At 36.9% G+C, this 23256-nt stretch carries 20 protein-coding genes; 19 read left to right on the top strand and 1 reads right to left on the bottom strand.

What is annotated here, in order from left to right:
* From thrA to Q0L65_RS10215, 17 genes are all read left to right on the top strand, one after another.
* On the top strand, window positions 1-2412 hold the full coding sequence (gene thrA, locus Q0L65_RS10295; protein WP_296686026.1) for a bifunctional aspartate kinase/homoserine dehydrogenase I: 2412 nt from the start codon (window positions 1-3) through the stop codon (window positions 2410-2412).
* A 186-nt stretch (window positions 2413-2598) separates the two neighbouring features.
* Window positions 2599-3045: an OsmC family protein gene (locus Q0L65_RS10290; RefSeq protein ID WP_296686024.1), complete on the top strand. Its 447-nt coding sequence runs from the start codon at window positions 2599-2601 to the stop codon at window positions 3043-3045.
* A 109-nt stretch (window positions 3046-3154) separates the two neighbouring features.
* Complete coding sequence (locus Q0L65_RS10285; RefSeq protein ID WP_296686023.1) at window positions 3155-4327, top strand: aminotransferase class I/II-fold pyridoxal phosphate-dependent enzyme; 1173 nt, start codon at window positions 3155-3157, stop codon at window positions 4325-4327.
* Between the two features lie 88 nt (window positions 4328-4415).
* Window positions 4416-4826 carry an Rrf2 family transcriptional regulator gene (locus Q0L65_RS10280; RefSeq protein ID WP_296686021.1) on the top strand — a complete coding sequence of 137 codons (411 nt, stop codon included), beginning with the start codon at window positions 4416-4418 and terminating at the stop codon, window positions 4824-4826.
* Between the two features lie 121 nt (window positions 4827-4947).
* Window positions 4948-5850 carry a sulfite exporter TauE/SafE family protein gene (locus Q0L65_RS10275; protein WP_296686020.1) on the top strand — a complete coding sequence of 301 codons (903 nt, stop codon included), beginning with the start codon at window positions 4948-4950 and terminating at the stop codon, window positions 5848-5850.
* Window positions 5850-6551 carry a phosphoadenylyl-sulfate reductase gene (locus Q0L65_RS10270; protein ID WP_296686018.1) on the top strand — a complete coding sequence of 234 codons (702 nt, stop codon included), beginning with the start codon at window positions 5850-5852 and terminating at the stop codon, window positions 6549-6551. The genes Q0L65_RS10275 and Q0L65_RS10270 overlap by 1 nt, the downstream gene beginning before the upstream one ends.
* Window positions 6552-6623: 72 nt before the next feature.
* Window positions 6624-7523, top strand: coding sequence for a sulfate adenylyltransferase subunit CysD (cysD, locus tag Q0L65_RS10265; protein ID WP_296686016.1), 900 nt, complete (start codon window positions 6624-6626; stop codon window positions 7521-7523).
* 110 nt (window positions 7524-7633) lie between these two features.
* Window positions 7634-8878 (top strand): GTP-binding protein, encoded by a 1245-nt coding sequence (locus Q0L65_RS10260; RefSeq protein ID WP_296686013.1) that lies wholly within the window; start codon window positions 7634-7636, stop codon window positions 8876-8878.
* A 106-nt stretch (window positions 8879-8984) separates the two neighbouring features.
* Window positions 8985-11075, top strand: coding sequence for a nitrite/sulfite reductase (locus Q0L65_RS10255; protein WP_296686011.1), 2091 nt, complete (start codon window positions 8985-8987; stop codon window positions 11073-11075).
* Complete coding sequence (gene cobA, locus Q0L65_RS10250) at window positions 11068-11838, top strand: uroporphyrinogen-III C-methyltransferase (RefSeq protein ID WP_296686009.1); 771 nt, start codon at window positions 11068-11070, stop codon at window positions 11836-11838. The genes Q0L65_RS10255 and cobA overlap by 8 nt, the downstream gene beginning before the upstream one ends.
* A gap of 33 nt (window positions 11839-11871) precedes the next feature.
* Window positions 11872-12456, top strand: coding sequence for a bifunctional precorrin-2 dehydrogenase/sirohydrochlorin ferrochelatase (locus Q0L65_RS10245; RefSeq protein WP_014085068.1), 585 nt, complete (start codon window positions 11872-11874; stop codon window positions 12454-12456).
* A gap of 107 nt (window positions 12457-12563) precedes the next feature.
* The gene (locus tag Q0L65_RS10240) at window positions 12564-13616 is read left to right on the top strand and encodes an NAD(P)/FAD-dependent oxidoreductase (protein ID WP_296686005.1); all 1053 of its coding nucleotides are present in this window, start codon (window positions 12564-12566) and stop codon (window positions 13614-13616) included.
* A 297-nt stretch (window positions 13617-13913) separates the two neighbouring features.
* A complete protein-coding gene (locus tag Q0L65_RS10235) occupies window positions 13914-14891 on the top strand; it encodes a homocysteine S-methyltransferase family protein (protein WP_296686004.1) in 978 nt (325 codons plus the stop codon).
* A gap of 68 nt (window positions 14892-14959) precedes the next feature.
* A complete protein-coding gene (locus Q0L65_RS10230) occupies window positions 14960-15313 on the top strand; it encodes a four helix bundle protein (protein ID WP_296686001.1) in 354 nt (117 codons plus the stop codon).
* 2 nt (window positions 15314-15315) lie between these two features.
* Window positions 15316-18015 (top strand): methionine synthase, encoded by a 2700-nt coding sequence (gene metH, locus Q0L65_RS10225; protein ID WP_296685998.1) that lies wholly within the window; start codon window positions 15316-15318, stop codon window positions 18013-18015.
* 109 nt (window positions 18016-18124) lie between these two features.
* Window positions 18125-19081, top strand: a complete 957-nt coding sequence (gene metF, locus Q0L65_RS10220) for a methylenetetrahydrofolate reductase [NAD(P)H] (protein WP_296685995.1) — start codon at window positions 18125-18127, stop codon at window positions 19079-19081.
* A 139-nt stretch (window positions 19082-19220) separates the two neighbouring features.
* Window positions 19221-19943 (top strand): hypothetical protein, encoded by a 723-nt coding sequence (locus Q0L65_RS10215; RefSeq protein ID WP_296685993.1) that lies wholly within the window; start codon window positions 19221-19223, stop codon window positions 19941-19943.
* A gap of 1 nt (window position 19944) precedes the next feature.
* Here the strand turns inward: Q0L65_RS10215 and gldA are convergent, their stop codons facing one another.
* Complete coding sequence (gene gldA, locus Q0L65_RS10210) at window positions 19945-20841, bottom strand: gliding motility-associated ABC transporter ATP-binding subunit GldA (protein WP_296686263.1); 897 nt, start codon at window positions 20839-20841, stop codon at window positions 19945-19947.
* Between the two features lie 393 nt (window positions 20842-21234).
* On the opposite strand from gldA, the gene Q0L65_RS10205 reads away from it, so the two are divergent.
* On the top strand, window positions 21235-22062 hold the full coding sequence (locus Q0L65_RS10205) for a prephenate dehydratase (RefSeq protein WP_296685991.1): 828 nt from the start codon (window positions 21235-21237) through the stop codon (window positions 22060-22062).
* Between the two features lie 47 nt (window positions 22063-22109).
* Window positions 22110-23255 (top strand): aminotransferase class I/II-fold pyridoxal phosphate-dependent enzyme, encoded by a 1146-nt coding sequence (locus tag Q0L65_RS10200; RefSeq protein ID WP_296685990.1) that lies wholly within the window; start codon window positions 22110-22112, stop codon window positions 23253-23255.
* Window position 23256: the final 1 nt, after the last annotated feature.

The following is a 23256-nucleotide window of genomic DNA, read 5'->3' as shown; positions in this document are numbered from 1 at the left end:
ATGAAGATTTTAAAATTTGGAGGAAAATCATTATCTAACGGAGAAGGATTAGATAAAGTGGTGGCAATTATTTTAGACAAAGTGAACCAAGGCGAGAAAATTGCCGTGGTGGTTTCGGCACGTGGTAATGCTACTGACGAATTGGAAGAAATATTGTCCATTGCGGCTAAAAATGAAAGTTATAAACCCTTGTTGGAACAATTCAAATTAGAACAACAAAATGGGTTTGCTGATGTTGATTTGACCGAAGAATTTACCGTTCTCGAAAAATTATTTGAAGGCGTAAGCTTAATTGGAGATTACAGTAGCAAAATTAAAGACCAAATTTTGTCGATTGGTGAAGTGCTTTCTGCAAAATTATTAACGGCTATCTTAGTTAAAAATGGCGTAAATGCTCGTTTTGCAGATAGTAGAGAATTGATTAAAACCGATTCGAAATTTGGTGACGCACAACCTATCGAGCAAGCTTCTAAGAAAAATGTGGTGCAGTATTTCAAAGAAAATGATGATGCGGTCAATATTGTAACCGGTTTCATTGCTTCGAATGCTAAAAATGTAACCACCACTTTAGGAAGAAACGGAAGTAATTATACGGCTTCGTTAATTGCTAATTATTTGAATGCAGAAGAATTACAAAACTATACACACGTTGACGGAATTTACACAGCGAATCCTGATTTAGTTCCTGACGCGAAGAAAATTGATTATTTGACCTTTAACGAGGCAAATGAGTTGGCTAATTTTGGGGCAACCATTTTACACGCTAAAACGATTATTCCATTATTGGAAAAAAACATTCCGCTTCGTATTTTGAATACCTTCAATCACGAAAATAAAGGAACTTTGATTCGTTCTACAGCGAGTAAAGAAGGAATCAAAACACTTTCGGTGCTGGAAAATGTGGCTTTGGTCAATTTAGAAGGACGCGGATTACTTGGTAAAACAGGTGTCGATGCCCGAATTTTTAAAGTAATGGGTGATAATGACATCAGTGTTAGTATCATTTCCCAAGGTTCTTCAGAGCGAGGTATTGGATTGGTGGTAGATGCTGATAAAGCGTCTAAGGCGATGATTCAGTTGGAGAAAGAATTTGAAAATGATTTCTATTCGAAAGACGTGAATAAAATTTCGGTGACCGATAATGTTTCGGTGATTTCTATCATCGGGCAAGACTTGAGTACTTTCCATAAGCCGTACACCGCTTTGATTAAGAACAAAATTGTTCCGATTTTGTTCAACAACACGGTTACGGGTAAAAACGTGAGTTTGGTAGTAAAGAAATCCGAATTGAATCGTGCTTTGAATGTAATTCACGGGGAGATTTTTGGAGTTGCTAAAAAAATCAACATTGCCATTTTTGGTCACGGATTGGTTGGTGGGACTTTGATTAACCAAATTTTAGAATCGGCTACGGCTATTGAGAAACGCAAAGATGTAAAGTTGAATATTTTTGCTATCGCCAATTCTAAAAATGTATTATTGAATAAGAATGGAGTGACTCCGAATTGGAAAAACGAAATTCAAAATAAAGGAACTTTATATTCTATCCAAGATGTCATTGATTATGCCAATGAAAATCATTTGGAAAATTTAATCGCTATTGACAATACGGCTAGTGCTGATTTTGTTGAAAATTACATTCCGTTGATCGAAAGTAGTTTTGACTTAATTTCGTCAAATAAAGTGGCGAATACCTTGAGCTATAGTTTCTATAAAAAACTGCGTAAAGTATTGGCAGACAATCAAAAAACCTATTTGTACGAAACCAATGTGGGTGCTGGTTTGCCTTTGATTGATACGATTAAATTATTGCATCTTTCAGGAGAAAATATTACTAAAATTAAAGGGGTGTTTTCAGGAACATTGAGTTATTTGTTCAATAATTTCTCAGCCAAGGACGTTCCGTTTAGTGAGATTTTGAAAGAGGCGATTGACAACGGTTATACCGAGCCAGATCCAAGAGAAGATTTATGCGGGAACGATGTGGGTAGAAAATTATTAATTTTGGCGCGTGAATTGGATTTGCAAAACGAATTTGAAGAAATCGCCATTCAAAATTTAATTCCGGAACATTTACGAGAAGGAAGTGCTTCTGAATTTTTGACGAAATTGAAAGAATTTGATGCCGTTTATGCCAAAATAAAAGAAGAACAAGAGCCGAATCACGTGTTGCGTTACATTGGCGAATTGTCAGGTGATTTGCAAAGTGACAAAGGAAATTTAGAAGTAAAACTAGTTTCTGTTCCTTCAGACACTGCTTTGGGTGGATTGAAAGGATCGGATTCATTCTTCGAAATTTATACTGAGTCGTATGGTGACAGACCGATTGTAATTCAAGGAGCTGGAGCTGGATCGGCAGTAACGGCAAGAGGGGTGTTTGGAGATATTTTGAGATTGTCAGACAAGGGGTAAAGCCCCCTAACCCCCAAAGGGGGAACTAAGAAGGAGAAAATAGATATTAAAATAGAATTAAGTAATATTTGTTTTTTCTTTAAAGATTATACAAGAGATTTTTAAATTTATACAGTACTAATTTAAAACACGACTTACCTCCAGTCTAAACTCCCTCCCTTTTGGGGAGGGTGGGGAGGGGCTAATATGAAAATAACATTAGAAAGAGTAAACGAAAACTTTCATTTTCAAATGCAAAATGAAAGAGGTCATATTGTAGATGTAGATGCTCGTCCTGCTTTTGGAGGAAATGATATGGGGCCAAGTCCAATGGAATTGGTTTTGATGGGAGTAGCGGGTTGTAGCGGAATTGATATGATTTCGATTTTGAAAAAACAACGTCAAGAAATTACTTCTTTTAAAGCTGAGGTAGAAGGTGAGCGCGTACCTGTAGGGGAGGCAAATCCTTTTAAAACGATTCATATTGTTTTCTTTTTAGAAGGACCAATCAACGAAGATAAAGCGGCTAGAGCGGCCAAATTATCATTTGAAAAATATTGTTCGGTTTCCAAAACTTTGGAACCTACCGCAACCATTCTTTATAAAGTAGTGTTGAACGGAAGCCCCCTAACCCCCGAAGGGGGAACAAAATAGAGGCAAGTGTAATGGCACTATTATATGATTTTCGATTTATAATAAAATATTATTAACTATTAAATTTCCCCGCAACATTTCCCCTTTTGGGGGTTAGGGGGCTGACACAATGAACGAACACGATTTTGGTTTTGAAACCCAAGCAATACGCGATCAATTAGAGCGAACACAATACTTAGAGCATTCTGTGCCTTTGTACTTAACCTCTAGTTTTGTTTTTGAAGATGCCGAAGATATGCGTGCTTCTTTTGCAGACGAAAAAGAGCGCAATATCTACAGCCGTTATAGCAACCCAAACACGATTGAATTTATCAATAAAGTGTGCCAAATGGAATGCGCCGAAACTGGTTTTGCTTTTGCATCGGGTATGGCAGCTGTGTATTCTACTTTTGCAGCCTTATTGAAATCAGGAGATCATATCGTTTCGGCGAGTAGTGTTTTTGGGGCAACCCATTCCTTGTTTGTCAATTATTTTCCAAAGTGGAATATTGAAACTACTTACTTTGATTTATCGCAACCAGAAACGATTGAGAGTTGTATTCAACCCAATACTAAAATTTTGTTTGCTGAGTCGCCAACAAATCCTGCGGTGGATATTATCGATTTGGAATTATTGGGAAAAATTGCCAAAAAACATAATTTAATTTTAATCATTGACAACTGTTTTGCAACGCCTTATTTACAACAACCTATCAAATGGGGAGCGGATTTGGTGGTGCATTCTGCTACTAAATTGATGGACGGTCAAGGGCGTGTTTTAGGAGGGATCACCGTAGGTAGAGCTGATTTGATTAAAGATATTTATCTTTTTTCTCGATTAACAGGACCTACTTTGTCTCCGTTCAATGCTTGGGTATTGTCAAAAAGTTTGGAAACATTAGCCGTTCGTTTAGAGAGACATTGCGAAAATGCCTTGAAAGTAGCCGAGTTTTTAGAAAACCATCCACAAGTAAATAAAGTAAAATATCCGTTCTTGAAATCGCATCCGCAGTATGCCATTGCGCAAAAGCAAATGAAATTAGGAGGCAATATTGTAGCGTTTGAAATCAAAGGCGGAATCGAAGCAGGAAGAGCCTTTTTGGATAAAATCAAATTGTGTTCGTTGTCACCTAATTTAGGAGATACCAGAACGATTGTAACGCATCCAGCATCTACTACGCATAGTAAATTATCCGTTGAAGAACGTTTAGCAGTAAGTATTACCGATGGCTTGGTACGTGTTTCGGTAGGTTTAGAAACCGTTGCTGATGTGATTGCTGATTTGGAACAAGCCTTGTCTTAGAATTTACGATGTAAGATATACGATTTACGATTTAGTATTATAATTTCTCACATCGTAAATCGTATATCGTAAATCGAATATATAAATTATGTTATCTAAAAAAACAAAATACGGAATTAAAGCATTGACTTTCTTGGCACGCCAAGAGAATCAAACGCCTGTGCAAATTGCTGAAATCGCCAAGAGCGAGCATATTTCGATTAAGTTTTTAGAAAGTATTTTGTTATTGTTGCGTCATTCGGGTTTTTTGGGTGCCAAAAAAGGAAAAGGCGGTGGCTATTATTTAATCAAAGACCCGAAAGAGATTAATATGGCCAATGTGTACCGTATTTTAGAAGGGCCTATTGCCTTACTGCCGTGTGTGAGTCACAATTTTTATGAAAAATGTGACGATTGTGTAGACGAAGCCAATTGTTCGGTACATAAATTAATGACCGAAGTTCGTGATAACACGCTGATGATACTCGAAAACAACACGCTTGCAGACATCTCATTTTAAAATCATAATTTTTCAGTTTAGTTTTTGTAGTTAGTGAAAAAATAGTATTTTTGCACTTTAATCTATTATTCCGATAGGGTAATAGATTTTAAAAATAAAAAAATAAGAATAAGCAGAGATAATGAGTAAAGAGGTAAAAGAAAATAAAGTTTCAGCCAGTGTGCAGGTAACATTCAAACAACGTTTGTGGGTGATCATCCCAGTTGTTTTATTGGTGGGTTTGATTTCCAGTTTAATATACAACCATCACGCTGAGTTTTCTTGGGATGGTTTTGCAGCAGGTTTTAATCAAGAGTTTTTTATCTTTTTCTTAATTGGAATATTTGCTCAGTTAGTAGATGGGACTTTAGGAATGGGGTATGGAGCAACTTCTACTTCTTTTTTATTGGCTTACGGAATTCCGCCAGCTATTAGTAGTACGGGAGTTCACGTTGCAGAGATGTTTACCACGGGAGTTTCGGCTATTTCGCACCATCGTTTTGGAAATATCAATAAAAAATTGGTAAAACACTTGTTGATTCCGGGAGTATTAGGTTCGGCTACAGGGGCTTATTTGCTTTCGGACGTAATTGATGGAGATGTGATTAAGCCATTTATTGCGGTGTATATGATTGTATTGGCAATCATTATTATTAGAAAAGCAGCGCGTAAAAATATCATCAAAAAGAAAACCAAACGATTGAGTGTTCTTGCTTCTTTTGGAGGATTTATGGATGCTGTTGGCGGCGGTGGTTGGGGACCAATTGTTACGTCTACTTTGTTAGGTCGTGGTAGAAATCCACGATATACTATTGGTTCTGTAAATGCTGCTGAATTTGCCGTTTCTTTTGCAAGTGGGGTAACTTTCATGCTTTTTGGAGGAATTGAAGGTTGGCAAGTAATCATAGGTTTGATTTTAGGAGGAGTTATTGCAGCACCAATTGCAGCGATTTTAGTGAATAAAATTAAAAGACAACCGATGATGATTGCAGTGGGAATTTTAATTATCATTTTAAGTTTAAGAACCTTATCTAAATTGTTATAATGAGTACATCAATCGTAGCCAGTTTATTAGAAAAAACAAAAGACTTCTCTATTGAGGAGACGCTTGCTTTTTTGGCGAATGAATATCCAAATCAAGTGGTTTTTTCTACTTCTTTTGGGCAAGAAGATCAGGTGATTACAGACTTTATTGGTAAAAATCAGTTGCCAATAACGGTTTTTACTTTAGATACAGGACGTTTGTTTCAAGAAACATACGATGTGTTTCATAAAACATTGAAAAAATACAAAATCGAAATTAAAACCTATTTTCCTGATACAACTGCGGTAGAAGCCTTGTTGAATCAAAAAGGACCGAATAGTTTTTATGAATCGGTAGAAAATAGAAAAGAATGTTGTTTCATTCGAAAAGTAGCGCCTTTGACCAAAGCCCTAAAAGGCAATGCGATTTGGATTACAGGTTTGAGAGCAGAGCAATCAGAGAATAGAAGTGATTTGAACTTTTTTGAATACGACGCCCATTTTGATATTATCAAATTCAATCCATTGTTAAAATGGACATTAAAAGAAGTGGAGGAATATTTAGAAAAGAATAACGTGCCTCAAAACAGTTTGCACAAACAAGGTTTTGTAAGTATAGGTTGTGCGCCTTGTACTCGTGCTATTTTACCGGGTGAGGACATTAGAGCCGGAAGATGGTCTTGGGAATCAAGTCATAAAGAATGTGGGTTACACCAAAAGTAATTTTAAATTATAAATTATAAATGATTTTGAAATCTTTACATTTTTCAATCATTTAATCTTTAAATAGAAATAATGAGTTCAATAGTAAAAACAAATGCTTTAGAAAGCGAAGCGATATACATTTTTAGAGAAGTAATTTCTCAATTCGAGAAACCGGTATTGCTTTTTTCAGGAGGAAAAGATTCAATTACATTAGTGCGTTTGGCGCAAAAAGCTTTTTTTCCAGCAAAAATTCCTTTTCCGTTGTTGCACGTAGATACAGGACACAACTTTCCTGAGACGATTGAATTTAGAGATAAATTGGTAGCTGAATTAGGTCTGGAGTTAATTGTTCGTAACGTACAAGACGCTATTGATCAAGGAAAAGTAGTGGAAGAGTCAGGGAAGTATTCTAGTAGAAATAGCTTGCAAACCACTACGCTTTTGGACGCTATTGAAGAATTTAAATTTGATGCTTGTATTGGTGGAGCGCGTAGAGATGAAGAAAAAGCAAGAGCTAAAGAACGTATTTTCTCGGTTCGTGATGATTTTGGTCAATGGGATGAGAAAAACCAACGTCCTGAATTGTTTGATTTGTTGAACGGAAAAATTGAGTTGGGTCAAAATGTTCGTGTTTTCCCAATTTCGAACTGGACAGAATTAGACGTTTGGAGTTATATTGAACAAGAAGGAATTGAAATTCCATCGATTTATTTTTCACACAAACGTAAAGTATTCTTGAGAGACGGATTGATTTGGTCACATTCGCCATTTGTGTATCAAGAGAAAGACGAAGAAATTGAAGAACGAATTGTTCGTTTTAGAACGGTAGGAGATATGAGTTGTACGGCGGCTGTCGAATCGTATGCAGCTACTATTCAAGAAGTAGTGGGAGAGATTCGCTCGTCAACCATTTCTGAAAGAGGTGCTAGAATTGACGACAAGCGTTCAGAAGCAGCAATGGAGAAAAGAAAACAACAAGGGTACTTTTAAGCCCCCTAACCCCCGAAGGGGGAATAAAGGAGCAACAAAAAACAAACAAAATATTAACTTAAAATCAAAACTCAGCTCCCTCCCTTTTGGGGAGGGCTGGGGAGGGGCTTATGGAAGTTTTAAAAATAGCAACAGCAGGAAGTGTAGATGACGGAAAAAGTACTTTAATCGGGAGGTTATTGTATGATACTAAATCATTGACTACGGATAAAATAGAAGCGATAGAAAAAAGTAGTAAACAAAAAGGCTACGATTATCTTGATTTTTCTTTGGCTACGGATGGTTTGGTTGCCGAAAGAGAGCAAGGAATTACAATTGATGTGGCGCATATTTATTTTTCAACGGCAAAGAAAAGTTACATCATTGCCGATACTCCAGGTCACGTAGAATATACGCGTAATATGGTAACGGGAGCTTCGACTTCGCAAGTATCCATCATTTTGATTGATGCGCGTAAAGGAGTTATTGAGCAAACCTACCGTCACTTTTTTATCAATAATTTATTGCGTGTCAAAGAAGTTATTGTTGCGGTAAACAAAATGGACTTAGTCGATTATTCAGAAGATGTTTTTAACAAGATCAAAGCCGACTTCCAGGCCTTAAATGCTAAAAGTTCGTTCAAAGAACAAAACGTAAGTTACATTCCGTTGAGTGCTATTAACGGAGGGAATGTAGCCGATAAATCAGAAAATATGCCTTGGTACACGGGGCAAACGGTTTTGGAACACTTAGAAGATTTAACTCCTGAAGATGTTTTTGAAACAGGTAAAACACGTTTTCCAGTGCAAACGGTTATTCGTCCAAAAACAGAAGAATACCATGACTTTAGAGGATATGCTGGAAAATTATACGGTAATTCAATTCAGGTAGGCGATGCCGTTACGGTATTACCTTCATTAACCGAATCGAAAGTGTCCAAAATTCACTTTTTCGACCAACAATTTGACGAAGCTAAAGCAGGTTCATCTATTGTGGTAGAATTAGAAAATGACATCAATGTGACTCGAGGCGATATGATTGTAAAATCAGGAGAATTACCTCAAGTAGAAAAAGATATTAATGCCACTATTTGCTGGATGGACAGTAAGAAATTAGTGCCAGGAACCAAGTATTTAGTGCAACACAATACGAATAGAGTTTTGGCTAAAATTGACGGTATCAAAAATGTAATTGCCACAGATTATTCAGGAGCAACTCCTGCTACGCAATTAGCCATTAACGAAATTGGAGAAGTAACTATTAAATTAAGCAAAGCATTGTATTTTGATAGCTACAATGAAAACAAATCAAATGGTGCCTTTATTTTAATTGACGCCAATACCAACACAACAGCGGGAGTTGGATTTATAAATTAATAGCCCCCTAACCCCCAAAGGGGGGAATGAAGGAGCAAAAAAAAGAATAATAATTTAATAATAGAACTCAGCTCCCTCCCCTTTGGGGAGGGCTGGGGTGGGGCTTATGGAAAGTTTTAGAACCGAAATAGAAAATCCGATTGTCCAAAAAGACATTATCGATTTAGAGAGAAAAATTCGATTATTCAAAGAAGGAAAAATTGATGACGAGCGTTTTCGTAGCCTTCGTTTGGCCAGAGGAGTTTATGGTCAGCGTCAAGAAGGGGTGCAAATGATTCGTATTAAATTGCCTTTTGGTAAAGTGAGTAGCGAACAATTAGTACGTATTACTAAAGTGTCTGACGAATATTCGACAGGACGTTTGCATATTACTACTCGTCAGGATATTCAAATTCACTATGTAAGTTTGGATAGAACTCCGGAGCTTTGGGCTGATTTAGAAAAAGATGATATTACTCTGAGAGAAGCTTGTGGAAATACCGTTAGAAATATTACAGCGAGTGAAACAGCAGGAATTGATCCTGACGAACCATTTGATGTATCGCCTTATGCGCATGCTTTATTCCAGTTTTTCTTGAGAAATCCAGTGTGTCAAGAAATGGGACGTAAATTCAAAATGTCTTTTTCTTCTTCTGATAAAGATACCGCTTTGAGTTATTTACATGATTTGGGATTCATTCCAAAAATTGTCAATGGAGAGCTTGGATTCAAAGTGCTGCTAGGTGGTGGATTAGGTTCGCAACCAAGCCATGCCGAATTACTTTCTGAATTTGTACCAGTGAACCAAATCATTCCGATGACAGAAGGAGTGTTGCGTATTTTTGATCGTTATGGCGAAAGAGCCAAACGTTTGAAAGCCCGTATGAAATTCTTAATTAAAGAAATCGGTAAAGACGAATTCTTACGATTGGTTGAAGAAGAGAAAAAAGCTTTGTCTTTCCAAACCGTTGAGATTGACACTACTGCTTTTGATGGTCCAATTCCAGCACCTGCATTAGAAGTGCCAAAAGGGACTATTGAAGATACTGCAAGTTATGAAGCTTGGAAAAAATCCAACGTCATCGCTCAAAAACAAGCGGGTTATGTAGCCATCGGAATCAAAGTGGCTTTAGGTGATTTTTATACCGATAAAGCAAGAGCTTTGGCGGATTTAATTAAAAATTATGGCGCCAATGAATTGCGTTTTACCTTGCGTCAAGATATTTTGATTCGCAACATTAAAGAAGAAAACTTGCCGTTCTTTTACCAAGAATTAGCCAAGTTAGATTTTGTTACTTTAGGGTACAACACCATCAATGACGTTACCGCTTGCCCTGGTACAGATACGTGTAATTTAGGAATTGCTAGTAGTACGGGAATCGCGGTAGAATTAGAACGCGTTTTAGCAACAGAATATCCGCAATACAGCAATAATCAAGAAATCACGATTAAAATCAGTGGTTGTATGAATGCTTGTGGACAACATAATATGGCAGAAATTGGTTTCCAAGGAATGTCAATCAATTCAGGAAAATTAGTAGCGCCAGCCCTTCAAGTGTTGTTGGGAGGTGGTAACTTAGGAAATGGCCAAGGTCGTTTCTCAGATAAAGTAATTAAAATTCCAAGTAGAAGAGGACCTGAAGCCTTGCGTTTGATTTTAAATGATTTTGAAGCGAATGCCAATGGACAATCGTTCTTGAATTATTATGATGCCAAAGGAGAAAAATATTTTTACGAATTTTTGAAACCTTTAGCCGATGTAACCAACTTAATAGAAGCTGATTTTGTGGATTGGGGAAATGCCGACAACTACGTAAAAGCAGTAGGTGTGGGTGAATGTGCAGGAGTGGTGATTGATTTAGTAGCTACTTTATTGGTAGAAGCTAAAGACAAATTGACGTTCTCTCAAGAAGCAGTAAACGATCAAAAATGGTCGGATTCTATTTATTTGACTTACGCAGGATTTGTGAATGCAGCCAAAGCGTTATTGCTTGCTGAAAAACAAAAAACAAACCACCATGCGGGTATCATCGATTTGTTTGATACCGTTTTTGTGGAAACCAATAAGATTCAATTGGCAACTGCTTTCAAAGAGTTGGTATACCAAATTAAAGTGAACGAACCTTCAGAGGCGTTTGCAAAACAGTATTTAGAACAAGCAACAGCATTCTTCGCAACAATTGAAGAGTACAGAGCAAAAGATTTAGCTAATGCGTAAACCAATACAACCCAAAGTAACTTTAGTAGGCGCTGGTCCAGGTGATCCAGACTTGCTAACTATCAAAGGAGCCAATGCCTTAGCAGAAGCTCAGGTGGTTTTGTATGATGCATTGGCCAACGAAGAAATTTTGACCTATGCGCCTAAAAAATCAATCAAGATTTTTGTGGGGAAAAGAAAAGGATGTCATATCTATTCGCAAGACGAAATCAATCAGTTGATTGTGGACAATGCCTTGACTTACGGACACGTAGTGCGTTTAAAAGGAGGCGATCCATTTATCTTTGGACGTGGAAGCGAAGAAATAGATTTCGTAGAAAGTTTTGGAATCCCAACAGCCGTAGTACCAGGAATTTCTTCTTCGGTAGCAGTACCAGCATATCAAGGAATTTCATTAACTAAACGTGGAGTTTCAGAGAGTTTTTGGGTAATTACAGGGACTACTTCGGATAGAAAATTGTCAAACGATGTGGCTTTGGCAGCGCAGTCATCAGCAACAGTGGTGATTTTGATGGGAATGAGCAAATTGGCTCAGATTGTTAGTTTGTTCCAAAACGAATCGAAAGGAGCTAGTCCGATTGCGATTATTCAAAACGGAACGACTCCAAAAGAAAAAATAGGAGTGGGAACGATTGATACGATTCAAAACGTAGTAGCAGCAAAGAAATTAAGTTCACCTGCCATTATTGTCATTGGCGAAGTGGTGAGAGAAAGCAACAAACTAAAAGATTTCTATCACGACTATTTGATAGAAAAAAGATAAATAGCGTTCCTTTGGCGAAAGCCAAAAATAAATATGGAAGAAAGAAACGAACTATATCCTGTGTTTTTAAAACTACATCAATTAAATGTATTGATTGTGGGTGGCGGAAATGTAGGTTTAGAAAAGTTATCTTTTATGTTAAAATCCAGTCCGAATGCCAATGTTGAGGTAGTAGCGCCACGATTTCTTCCTGAATTGGAAGCTTTGGTTGCTCAACATCCTTCGGTTAAGCTAACGGCTAAGAAATTCAATCGTTGGATGCTTCGCAAACGCCATTTGGTAATTGCGTGTACGGATGATTTGAAGGTGAATAAAAGAGTATTTGATTTGTGTCGCAAGCGTCATTTGATTTGCAATATTGCCGATACACCTCAATTGTGTGATTACTATTTGGGCGGCATTGTAACCAAAGGAAATGTGAAAATTGCTATTTCGACCAACGGAAAATCACCCACAACAGCCAAGCGATTGCGAGAATTTTTTGAAGAAATTATTCCAGACGACATCAATACAATGGTTGAAAATTTGAACGAATACCGCAAAACACTTAAAGGTAATTTTGAGGAGAAAGTTCAAAAGATGAATGAAATTACCGAATCGTTGAAAAACAAGAAATAGCGATTGAATTGAAAAAGTGATAATTGTTACCTAAAGAAACTAAAATCATTTGTTCATTTGCATAAAATAAAGAGAAGCATAATTATAAAAGAATAAAATTAAATAGAATGATTAAAACAGACATACTTATAATTGGAGCAGGCCCAACAGGTTTATTTGCCGTATTCGAAGCGGGATTATTAAAATTAAAATGTCACGTTCTAGATGCTTTGCCTCAACCAGGCGGGCAGCTTTCAGAATTATATCCTAAAAAACCGATTTACGATATTCCAGGTTTCCCTGAAGTATTAGCGGGGGATTTAGTAGATAATTTGATGGAGCAAATCAAGCAATTCGAACCAGGTTTTACGCTTGGTGAGCGTGCTGAAACCATTGTAAAACAAGAAGATGGAACGTTCATTGTAACGTCTAATGCAGGAACGCAATTCCACACACCAGTGGTTGCCATCGCAGGTGGTTTAGGAAGTTTTGAACCTCGTAAACCCTTAATTGAAAATATCGAATTCTACGAAGATAAAGGAGTGAAATACTTTATCAAAAATCCAGAAGAATTCAGAAATAAAAGAGTCGTAATTGCTGGTGGAGGAGACTCGGCTTTGGATTGGAGTATTTTCTTGGCTGATGTAGCTTCAGAAGTAACCCTAATTCACAGAAGAAACGAATTTAGAGGTGCTTTGGATTCAGTGGAGAAAGTACAAGAGTTGAAAAACGAAGGTAAAATCAGAATGATCACTCCTGCTGAAGTAGTGGGTGTGAATGGAACGAACCACGTAGAATCAATTGTACTTGACGAAGATGGAGTGCAAAGATCTATCGAAACTGATTATTTCATTCCGCTTTTTGGTTTGACACCAAAATTAGGACCAATCGGAGATTGGGGATTGGAAATCGAAAAAAATGCCATCAAAGTAAATAACGCCTTGGATTACCAAACAAACATTCCTGGAATTTTTGCTATTGGTGACGTAAATACCTATCCAGGGAAATTGAAATTGATTCTTTGTGGTTTCCACGAAGCCACTTTGATGTGCCAGGCAGCCTACCAAATCATCAACCCAGGAAAACGTTATGTGTTGAAATACACTACCGTTTCAGGAGTAGATGGATTTGACGGAACTCGTAAAGAAGCGCCAAAAGCAGTAGTAAAAGCGATTGTGTAATAACTTTCGCATTACAATACAAAGCGCTATTACTTTCGAGTTCTAGCGCTTTTTGTTTTTTGGCAACTGCCCAAATTCCAATTTTTTAAAAGGATAGTATTTAATATTTTTTTAAAGCAAAGGAATGGCGTATTTTTGCCAAGATTTTTTCCTGCTGTACGCTGTATCTTTTATTCTGAAACCCAGAATAAAAGGATGCCGCTTCCATCAGGGCTAACGGGCAGAAAGGGAATTTTTTGCCAAGAAATAAACAACAAAATAGTTTGATGGAGTGCCTTTAGGGCCAAAATAAAAAATATGTCAAAAATTCAACAAGCCATAAAAGAAAGAATCTTAGTCCTAGACGGCGCTATGGGAACCATGTTGCAACGCAACAATTTCTCTGAAGAAGATTTTCGTGGCGAACGCTTCAAAGATTTTCCACATCCGTTAAAAGGGAACAACGATTTGCTTTCTATTACACAACCCGAAGCAGTAAAACAAGTGCACCGTTTGTATTTTCAAGCGGGAGCTGATATTGTAGAAACCAATACGTTTTCTGGAACGACTATCGGTATGGCCGATTATCATCTGGAAGATTTAGTTTACGAGTTGAATTATCAATCGGCTAAAATTGCGCGTGAAGTGGCTGACGAATTTACAGACCGTCCTCGATTTGTAGCAGGTTCGATTGGACCAACAAACAGAACCGCTTCCATGTCGCCAGATGTAAACGATCCGGGTTATCGTGCCGTTACTTTTGACGATTTGCGCATAGCCTACAAGCAACAAGTAGAAGCCTTAATTGATGGGGGTTGTGATGTGTTATTAGTAGAAACTATTTTCGACACCTTGAATGCCAAAGCCGCACTTTTTGCTATTGAAGAAGTAAAAGAAGAACGCAAAATAGACATGCCAGTAATGGTTTCGGGTACAATTACCGATGCTTCAGGAAGAACGCTTTCGGGTCAAACGGTAGAGGCTTTCTTAATCTCGATTTCTCACATTCCGTTATTGAGTGTAGGATTCAACTGTGCTTTAGGAGCTGATCAATTGAAACCGTATTTGAAACGGTTGTCTATGAACACCCAATTGAATATTTCGGCACATCCTAATGCAGGTTTGCCAAACGCCTTTGGACATTATGACCAAACGCCAGAAGAAATGCAAGCCTTAATTAGAGAGTATTTACAAGATAATTTAATCAATATTATTGGAGGTTGTTGCGGAACTACTCCAGAACACATCAAAGCAATTGCTGATGTAGCCCAAGAGTTTAAACCTAGGAAAGTGTAAGGGTTGATAGTTGATAGTTGTTGGTTGATAGATTGAAATCGAACAACCAACAACCAAAAACAAAAAAGATGGAATATATAAAATTAGATGTTTGGGTTGAAACTAGAAAACTAGCTAATTTGATTTATGATGCTACTAAAGTTTTTCCTAAAGAAGAAATTTTTGGTTTGGTGAATCAAATGAGAAGATGTGCCATTTCAGTTCCGTCTAATATAGCAGAAGGTTGTGGCCGCCAAACAGCGAAAGACACGATTAATTTTTTGCATATTTCAAGAGGTTCTTTGTATGAGTTAGAAACACAATGTTATTTAGCATTGGATCAAAAATATATTGATGAAAATAATTGTACTATTATTTTAAATCAAATTCAAACAAGTAAGAAATTGTTAAATGGATTTATCAATTATTACAAAAAAATATAATTATGGGTATTGATATTACCAACAACCAACAACCAACAACCAACAACTATTTAAAGTTGTCCGGTCTAGAGCCATTAATTATTACCCCAGAAACTAATTTTGTGAATGTGGGTGAACGAACTAATGTAACCGGTTCCAGAAAGTTCCTTCGATTAATCAAAGAAGAGCAATACGAAGAAGCCTTAGATATTGCCAGAAATCAGGTGGAAGGTGGTGCACAAATCATCGATGTCAATATGGATGAGGGAATGTTGGACGGGGCTTATGCCATGACCAAATTCTTAAACTTAATTGCTGCCGAACCCGATATTTCTCGCGTTCCTGTAATGATTGATAGCTCGAAATGGGAAATCATCGAAGCGGGATTGAAAGTAATTCAAGGAAAAGGAGTGGTGAATTCTATTTCACTAAAAGAAGGAGAAGAAAAGTTCATTGAATACGCTAAAAAAATCAAGCGTTACGGTGCTGCGGTAATTGTAATGGCATTTGACGAAAATGGTCAAGCCGATAACTACGAGCGACGTATCGAAATTTGTAAAAGAAGTTACGATGTATTAGTAGATAAAGTAGGTTTTCCTGCTCAAGATATTATTTTCGACCCGAATATTTTCCCAGTTGCCACTGGAATGGAAGAGCATAAATTGAATGCTTTGGATTTTTTCCGTGCGACCAAATGGATTAGAGAGAACTTGCCGTATGCCCATATTTCGGGAGGAGTAAGTAATGTTTCTTTTTCGTTTAGAGGAAATGATAAAGTGCGTGAAGCCATGCACTCGGCATTTTTATACCACGCCATTAAAAACGGAATGACAATGGGTATCGTGAATCCTGAGATGTTAGAGATTTACGACGAAATTGATCCTGTTTTATTAGAGCATGTAGAAGACGTTTTGTTGAACAGAAGAGAGGATGCTACTGAGCGTTTATTGGATTTGGCAGAAAGTTTCAAAGGCGATTTCAAAGCTAATGAAAAAGCAATTGCAGAGTGGAGAAATGGGTCGATTCAAGAACGTTTGACACATTCGTTAGTAAAAGGAATTGACGAATTTATAGAAATAGATGTAGAAGAAGCAAGACAAGCGGCTTCGAAACCCATTGAAGTCATCGAAATTAATTTGATGGCGGGAATGAATGTAGTAGGAGATTTATTCGGAAGCGGAAAAATGTTCTTGCCACAGGTAGTAAAATCGGCACGTGTAATGAAAAAAGCGGTAGCTTATTTATTGCCTTTTATTGAAGCTGAAAAAGATGGTGTTTCGCAAAGCGCGGGTAAAATCTTGATGGCCACTGTAAAAGGAGACGTTCACGATATTGGAAAAAATATTGTTTCAGTTGTTTTGGCTTGTAACAATTACGAAATAGTCGATTTAGGAGTGATGGTAGCGCCTGAGAAAATTATCGCGGCAGCTATTGAGCATAATGTGGATATTATCGGATTGAGTGGGCTGATTACGCCTTCGCTTGACGAAATGGTGTATTTGGCTAAAGAATTAGATAAAATCAATGTTCAAATTCCAATTATGATTGGCGGGGCAACAACATCTCGTGCGCATACCGCGGTGAAAATCGCACCACAATACAAAGCGACGGTAGTACACGTAAACGATGCTTCTAGAGCGGTTACTGTTGCCGGAAATTTATTGAATTCGGATACTAAAGATAAATACACTCAAGACATTCGTACCGAATACGACGCACTTCGTGAAGGGTATTTGAATCGAAGTAGAGATAAAAATTTCTTAACGATTGAACAGGCAAGAGCCAATAAATTACAATTGGATTGGAGCAAATACACACCAACAAAACCTAATTTCATTGGAACCAAAACCGTGGATGTTGCTATTGCGGATTTAGTGGATTATATTGATTGGACGCCGTTTTTCAATTCTTGGGAATTGTACGGAAAATACCCAGCTATTTTAACCGATGATGTGGTAGGAGAACAAGCTACGTCTTTATTTGCCGATGCGCAAAAAATGTTACATCAGTTAATTCAAGAAAATTGGTTGACTGCCAAAGGTATTTTAGGAATTTTTCCTGCCAATACCATAAACGACGACGATATTCAGTTGACAACTGATAACGGACAACAGTTCACTTTTTTAACGCTACGTCAACAATCCCAAAAAACGGCTGGCGCGCCTAATATAGCTTTGGCTGATTTTATTGCGCCAAAAGACAGCGGAGTGCAAGATTATATGGGTTGTTTTTGTGTAACCACCGGTTTTGGAGTAGAAGAAAAAGCTAAGGAATTTGAAAAAGACTTAGACGATTATAATTCGATTTTGGTGAAAGCCTTAGGCGACCGTTTGGCAGAAGCCTTTGCTGAATATTTGCACTTACAAGTACGTAAGGAAATTTGGGGCTACGCCTCAGACGAGAATTTATCGAATCAAGAGTTAATCGCTGAAAATTATAAAGGAATTCGTCCTGCACCAGGATATCCTGCTTGTCCAGACCATTTGGAAAAACCAATGATTTGGAAACTCTTAAATGTGGAACAAGAAATTGGGGTAACTTTAACTGAAAGTATGGCGATGTGGCCAGCTTCATCGGTCTCAGGCTATTATTTTGCCAACCCAGAAAGTAAGTATTTTGGTTTGGGTAAAATAAAACAAGACCAAGTAGAAGATTATTCGAAACGAAGAAATACAACCATGGAGCAAGCTCAAAAATGGTTGGCTCCTAATATTGCAGATTAAGCCCCCTAACCCCCAAAGGGGGAACAAGAGAGCTATAAAAATATTTATTAAATAAAAAACTGATTACCCACTTCAGTCACCCCTCCTTTGGAGGGGACGGGGGAGGCTCATGAAAGTAACAGACCATATAGCAGCAGCCAAAGGAGAAACCCTATTCTCTTTTGAAATTGTACCGCCTACTAAAGGAACAAGTATTCAGGAATTATATGATAATATAGATCCGTTAATGGAATTCAAACCGCCATTTATAGATGTAACGACTTCGCGTGAGGAGTATATTTATGTGAATAAAGGCAATGGTTTATTGGAAAAAAAATTAACCAGAATGCGTCCGGGAACTTTGGGAATCTGTGCTTCTATTAAGCATAAGTATAATGTAGATACGGTACCTCACGTACTTTGTGGCGGATTTACAAAAGAAGAAACGGAATACCTTTTGGTGGACTGTCATTATCTGGGCATTGATAACGTAATGGCGTTGCGTGGTGATGCGATGAAAGACGAACAATCTTTTATTCCGAAAGAAGGTGGAAATCATTATGCTGCCGATTTGGTGAGCCAAATTCACCAATTGAACCAAGGGAATTATTTACACGGGTTAAAAGATATCGAACATAAATCCGATTTTTGTATTGGAGTAGCGGGCTATCCAGAAAAGCATTTGGAGTCGCCATCGTTAACTTCTGATTTGAAGCGATTGAAAGAAAAAGTAGATGCGGGTGCTGATTATGTAGTAACTCAAATGTTTTTTGACAATTCAAAATTCTTTGAATTTGTTGCCAAAGCGCGTGAAATAGGAATCAACGTTCCAATTATCCCAGGGATTAAACCGATTGCCGTTCACAGACATTTGCAAATCTTACCTCAGATTTTTAGAATAGACTTACCTGAAGATTTAATTAATGCAGTAGAACAATGTAAAACAGCTGCCGATATCCGACAAGTAGGAGTAGAATGGGCTATCCAACAATCTTTGGAATTAAAAGCCGCTGGAGTGCCGTTTTTGCATTACTATTCAATGGGTAAATCAGAAAATATCCGACAAATAGCGAGTAAAGTTTTTTAAAACATCCATTTTATATTTTAAAGCTTCCAGTCTTCAAAAGGCTGGAAGCTTTTTTATTTGGGAACGTTCTTTTTTATATATTTGGGAAACAAATCTGATATTTCTGTAAATAGAAACTAGTTTCATACTAAAATTAAAAATGACCAACTTCATAAAATACATCTTTTTTTTCTTCCCATTTTTCGTTTTTGGCCAATATTCATTTGAAAAATTAAATAAACCCAGAAGTTTTTCTTTAGAATTTAAAATGACTGAAAAAGATGATGTTCAAGAGTATTCTAAAGTTATAAAATCATTTTTTAATGATAAATCAGATCTAGAAGTTGTAATTAATGGTAATACTAAAGATTCAAGAAAAACTTATATAGAAGTCAAAACAAAATCTAATTTCAGAAAGTACTTCGAAGAAATACCATTTCAAGGAACAGATGGATTTTCTATTGCAGACTTTAATGGAGACGGGAAAAAAGATTTTAAAATTGTATGTTATTATATGGGGTCTGGTCTTGCGTCATTGAATGTTAGAGTAATTTATTTTTTCCAAAAAGAAAGTAAAGAATTTACAAAAATATCATTTGATGATAAAATTGGAGAAAATATGACTGAAAGAGATTTTGATGGTGATGGAAATTTTGAAATTATTACAATGACTTTACAAAACCATAAGAATCATAATTATTGGCTTTTTAATCTCTACAATTTTTTAAATGGTGATTTAGTTTGTGTTAACAACAAAATGAATTATCCAATTATGGTTCAATACTTATTTAAAGACAATTATAAATTGACAACAAAATTTGGAAGGAAAGAAATGAAAAAATATGAGCTCAAAAAACCCATAGGATTATTAATAGATAACTGATTTACTTCGTAACCTCTCTAAATACCGTTTCTAGATTCTTATTTTTCTGGTTGAGTTGTAAAGTTTTCAATCCATTGGCGGTAGCAAAATCAAACACTACAGGACGCATGTCTTTATCGGTAGCAAAAGTCAATTCCCAAATAATACCATTGGTAGTGGTGTACGAACGAATAGTGTCGATAGTAGCTATTTGGGTTTCGCTCACTTTTTGGTCAAATTCCACTTCGATAATTTGGGTAGTAGACTCGCTAATGAGTTTTTCTAATTTTTTATCGGCTACGATTTTTCCTTTGTCAATAATAATAACGCGGTCGCAAATCGCTTCTACTTCTTGCATGATATGCGTAGAAAGGAAAACGGTTTTGTCTTTGCCGGCATTTTTAATCACATTTCGAATCTCCACTAATTGATTGGGATCCAAACCGGTGGTAGGTTCGTCCAAAATCAAGACGTCAGGGTTGTGCAACAAGGCATTGGCTAAACCCACACGCTGGCGGTATCCTTTGGATAATTGGCCTATTTTTTTATGACTTTCGGTAGTCAGTCCCGTCAATTGAATCACTTCTTCAATTCGGGATGTAGCTACTTTATAGACATTGGCATTGAATGCTAAATATTCCCGAACGTACAAATCCAAATACAACGGATTGTGTTCGGGTAAATAGCCAATAGAAAGTTGGACGTCTTTGGGTTGGGAACTCACATCAAAACCATTGACTTTGGCACTGCCTTCATCGGCAGTCAAATAGGTGGTTAGAATTTTCATCAAAGTAGATTTTCCTGCTCCGTTTGGCCCTAAAAAGCCCACAATTTCTCCTTTGTTGATAGAAAATGAAATGGCGTCTAATGCTTTTTGGGTTCCGTAACTTTTAGATATATTCTGAATTGCTATTGACATCGCTTTGTATTTGGTACAAAAGTAAACAGAAAAAGCATTTGTTTGTTGTTTCAACCAATTTGAATTTTTGCACTATTTTCAAATTCTTAAAAAACAGGATGTAAATAATAGTTTCATTAGTCAATAGTTAGAAAAAAATAGTTTTAACAAAGAATTTCGTTTTTGTTGTATAAAAGCGCTAGTTTTTTTTGGTTGAAATGAAATAAATGCTAATATTTGCACCGTAATTAAATACAAAACAAGCAGGTCATGTGTAATAACCGTTTTTATTTTAGCAATACTTATTACTTCTTTTTTAGGAAGTAAGGATTGTTATAGGGTTATTTGAAAAATAAAAAAGCAAATTAAAACAATATACAATCCTGATGAAAATCAGGATTTTTTTTTGAATTTATGGCAACAAAAATCGCAATACAAGGAATAAAAGGTTCGTTCCACCATCAAGTGGCTCAGGAGTACTTTGGAAAAGAAGTGGCTGTTGATGAATGCTTGTCATTTGAGGAGTTGGTATCGAGCGTATTGTCTGGCAAATCAGACCAGGCGGTAATGGCTATCGAAAATTCGATTGCGGGACCTATTATTCCTAATTATGCGTTGATTGACAAGAATAATTTGCACATTATTGGCGAACATTATTTGGATATTCATCAGAATTTAATGGCTTTAAAAGGTCAGACCATTCAAGATATTGAAGAGGTGCATTCGCATCCGATGGCCTTGTTGCAATGTATGGAGTTTTTGAAACAGTATCCTCATATTAAAATTGTTGAAGATAAAGATACGGCCGAAACGGCTCGAAGAATTCACGAAAAACAATTGAAAGGCATTGCAGCCATTGCGAGTAAAGTAGCTGCTGAAATGTACGACTTGGAAATTTTGGCGCCAGAGATTCAGACGATTAATAATAACATGACGCGTTTTGTGATTATTGATAAAGAACAATCGGTTTTGGTACCAAACGAAATTAATAGAGCCTCAATCAAATTCGAATTGGATCACAAGCGCGGGAGTTTGGCAGCCGTTTTGAATGTGATGAGCGACTGCAAATTGAATTTGACTAAGATTCAGTCGTTACCCAAAATTGAAACGCCTTGGAAATATTCCTTTTTTGTGGATGTGACATTTGAGAAATACGAAGATTATGCCAAAGCAAAAGCCTTAATCGACATTATGGCCGAATATTTCAAAGTTTTGGGAGAATACAAAAATGCGAAACGTTAAGAATTAAAATACCATTTACGAAAGTAAAATAAGATAGTAGAACAAAGATGATTGCAACGGCAAAACGTTTAGAGATAGTAGAAGAATATTATTTCTCTTCAAAATTGAGAGAAGTAAGGCAATTGGCTGCAGAAGGAAAGCCCATCATCAATATGGGAATTGGAAGTCCAGATTTGAAGCCTTCGCAAGCCGTTATTAATGCAGTGGTTTTGGCAATGCAAGAAGAAAATGCGCACCAATACCAAAGTTATCAAGGGGTTCCAGAATTGCGTCAAAGTATGGCTGATTTTTATCAGACGAACTTTGGAGTGACTATGAATCCTACTACTGAAATTTTGCCTTTGATGGGATCTAAAGAAGGAATCATGCACATTTCTTTGGCTTTTTTGAATGAAGGAGACCAAGTGTTGATTCCGAATCCGGGTTACCCAACCTATACTTCGGTGACGAATTTAGTAGGAGCGGTTCCGGTGTATTATGATTTGAAGGAAAGTACTAATTGGGAACCCGATTTTGACGCTTTAGAGCAATTGGATTTATCCAAAGTGAAAATCATGTGGGTGGGTTATCCCCACATGCCAACGGGAGCGAGAGGCAGTTTGGCTTTGTTTGAAAAATTAGTGGCTTTCGCCAAAAAGCACAGCATTTTGTTAGTCAATGACAATCCGTACAGTTTTGTTTTGAATGACAATCCAATGAGTTTATTGCAGGTTGAAGGCGCCAAAGAAGTGGCTTTAGAACTGAATTCGTTGAGTAAAACCTTCAATATGGCAGGATGGCGTGTAGGAATGGTTTTAGGAAATGCCGCTTGTATTGATGCTGTATTGAAAGTGAAAAGTAATATGGATAGCGGTATGTTTTATGGCATCCAAAAAGGAGCTATTGCCGCGTTAAAAAGTGATGCTTCTTGGTTCGAATCGATGAACGCGATTTATAGAAAGCGTCGTGTTTTAACCGAACAATTAGCAGAGAAATTAGGTTGTGAAGTGTATAAAGAAGGAGTAGGTTTGTTTGTTTGGGCAAAATTGCCAGCGGGAATTAGCTCTGCAGAAGCATTCATCGACCAAATTTTATACGAAAAACATATTTTCATTACACCAGGAACTATTTTTGGAAGTAACGGAGAAGGATACATTCGATTTGCACTTTGTGTAAAAGAAGAAAAAGTACAAGAAGCAATAGATAGATTTTAAT

Origin of the sequence: Flavobacterium sp., from assembly GCF_024642105.1 — a bacterium.
In the GTDB taxonomy this organism is placed as follows: Bacteria; Bacteroidota; Bacteroidia; order Flavobacteriales; family Flavobacteriaceae; genus Flavobacterium.
This window is presented reverse-complemented; position numbering and strand designations above follow the sequence as displayed.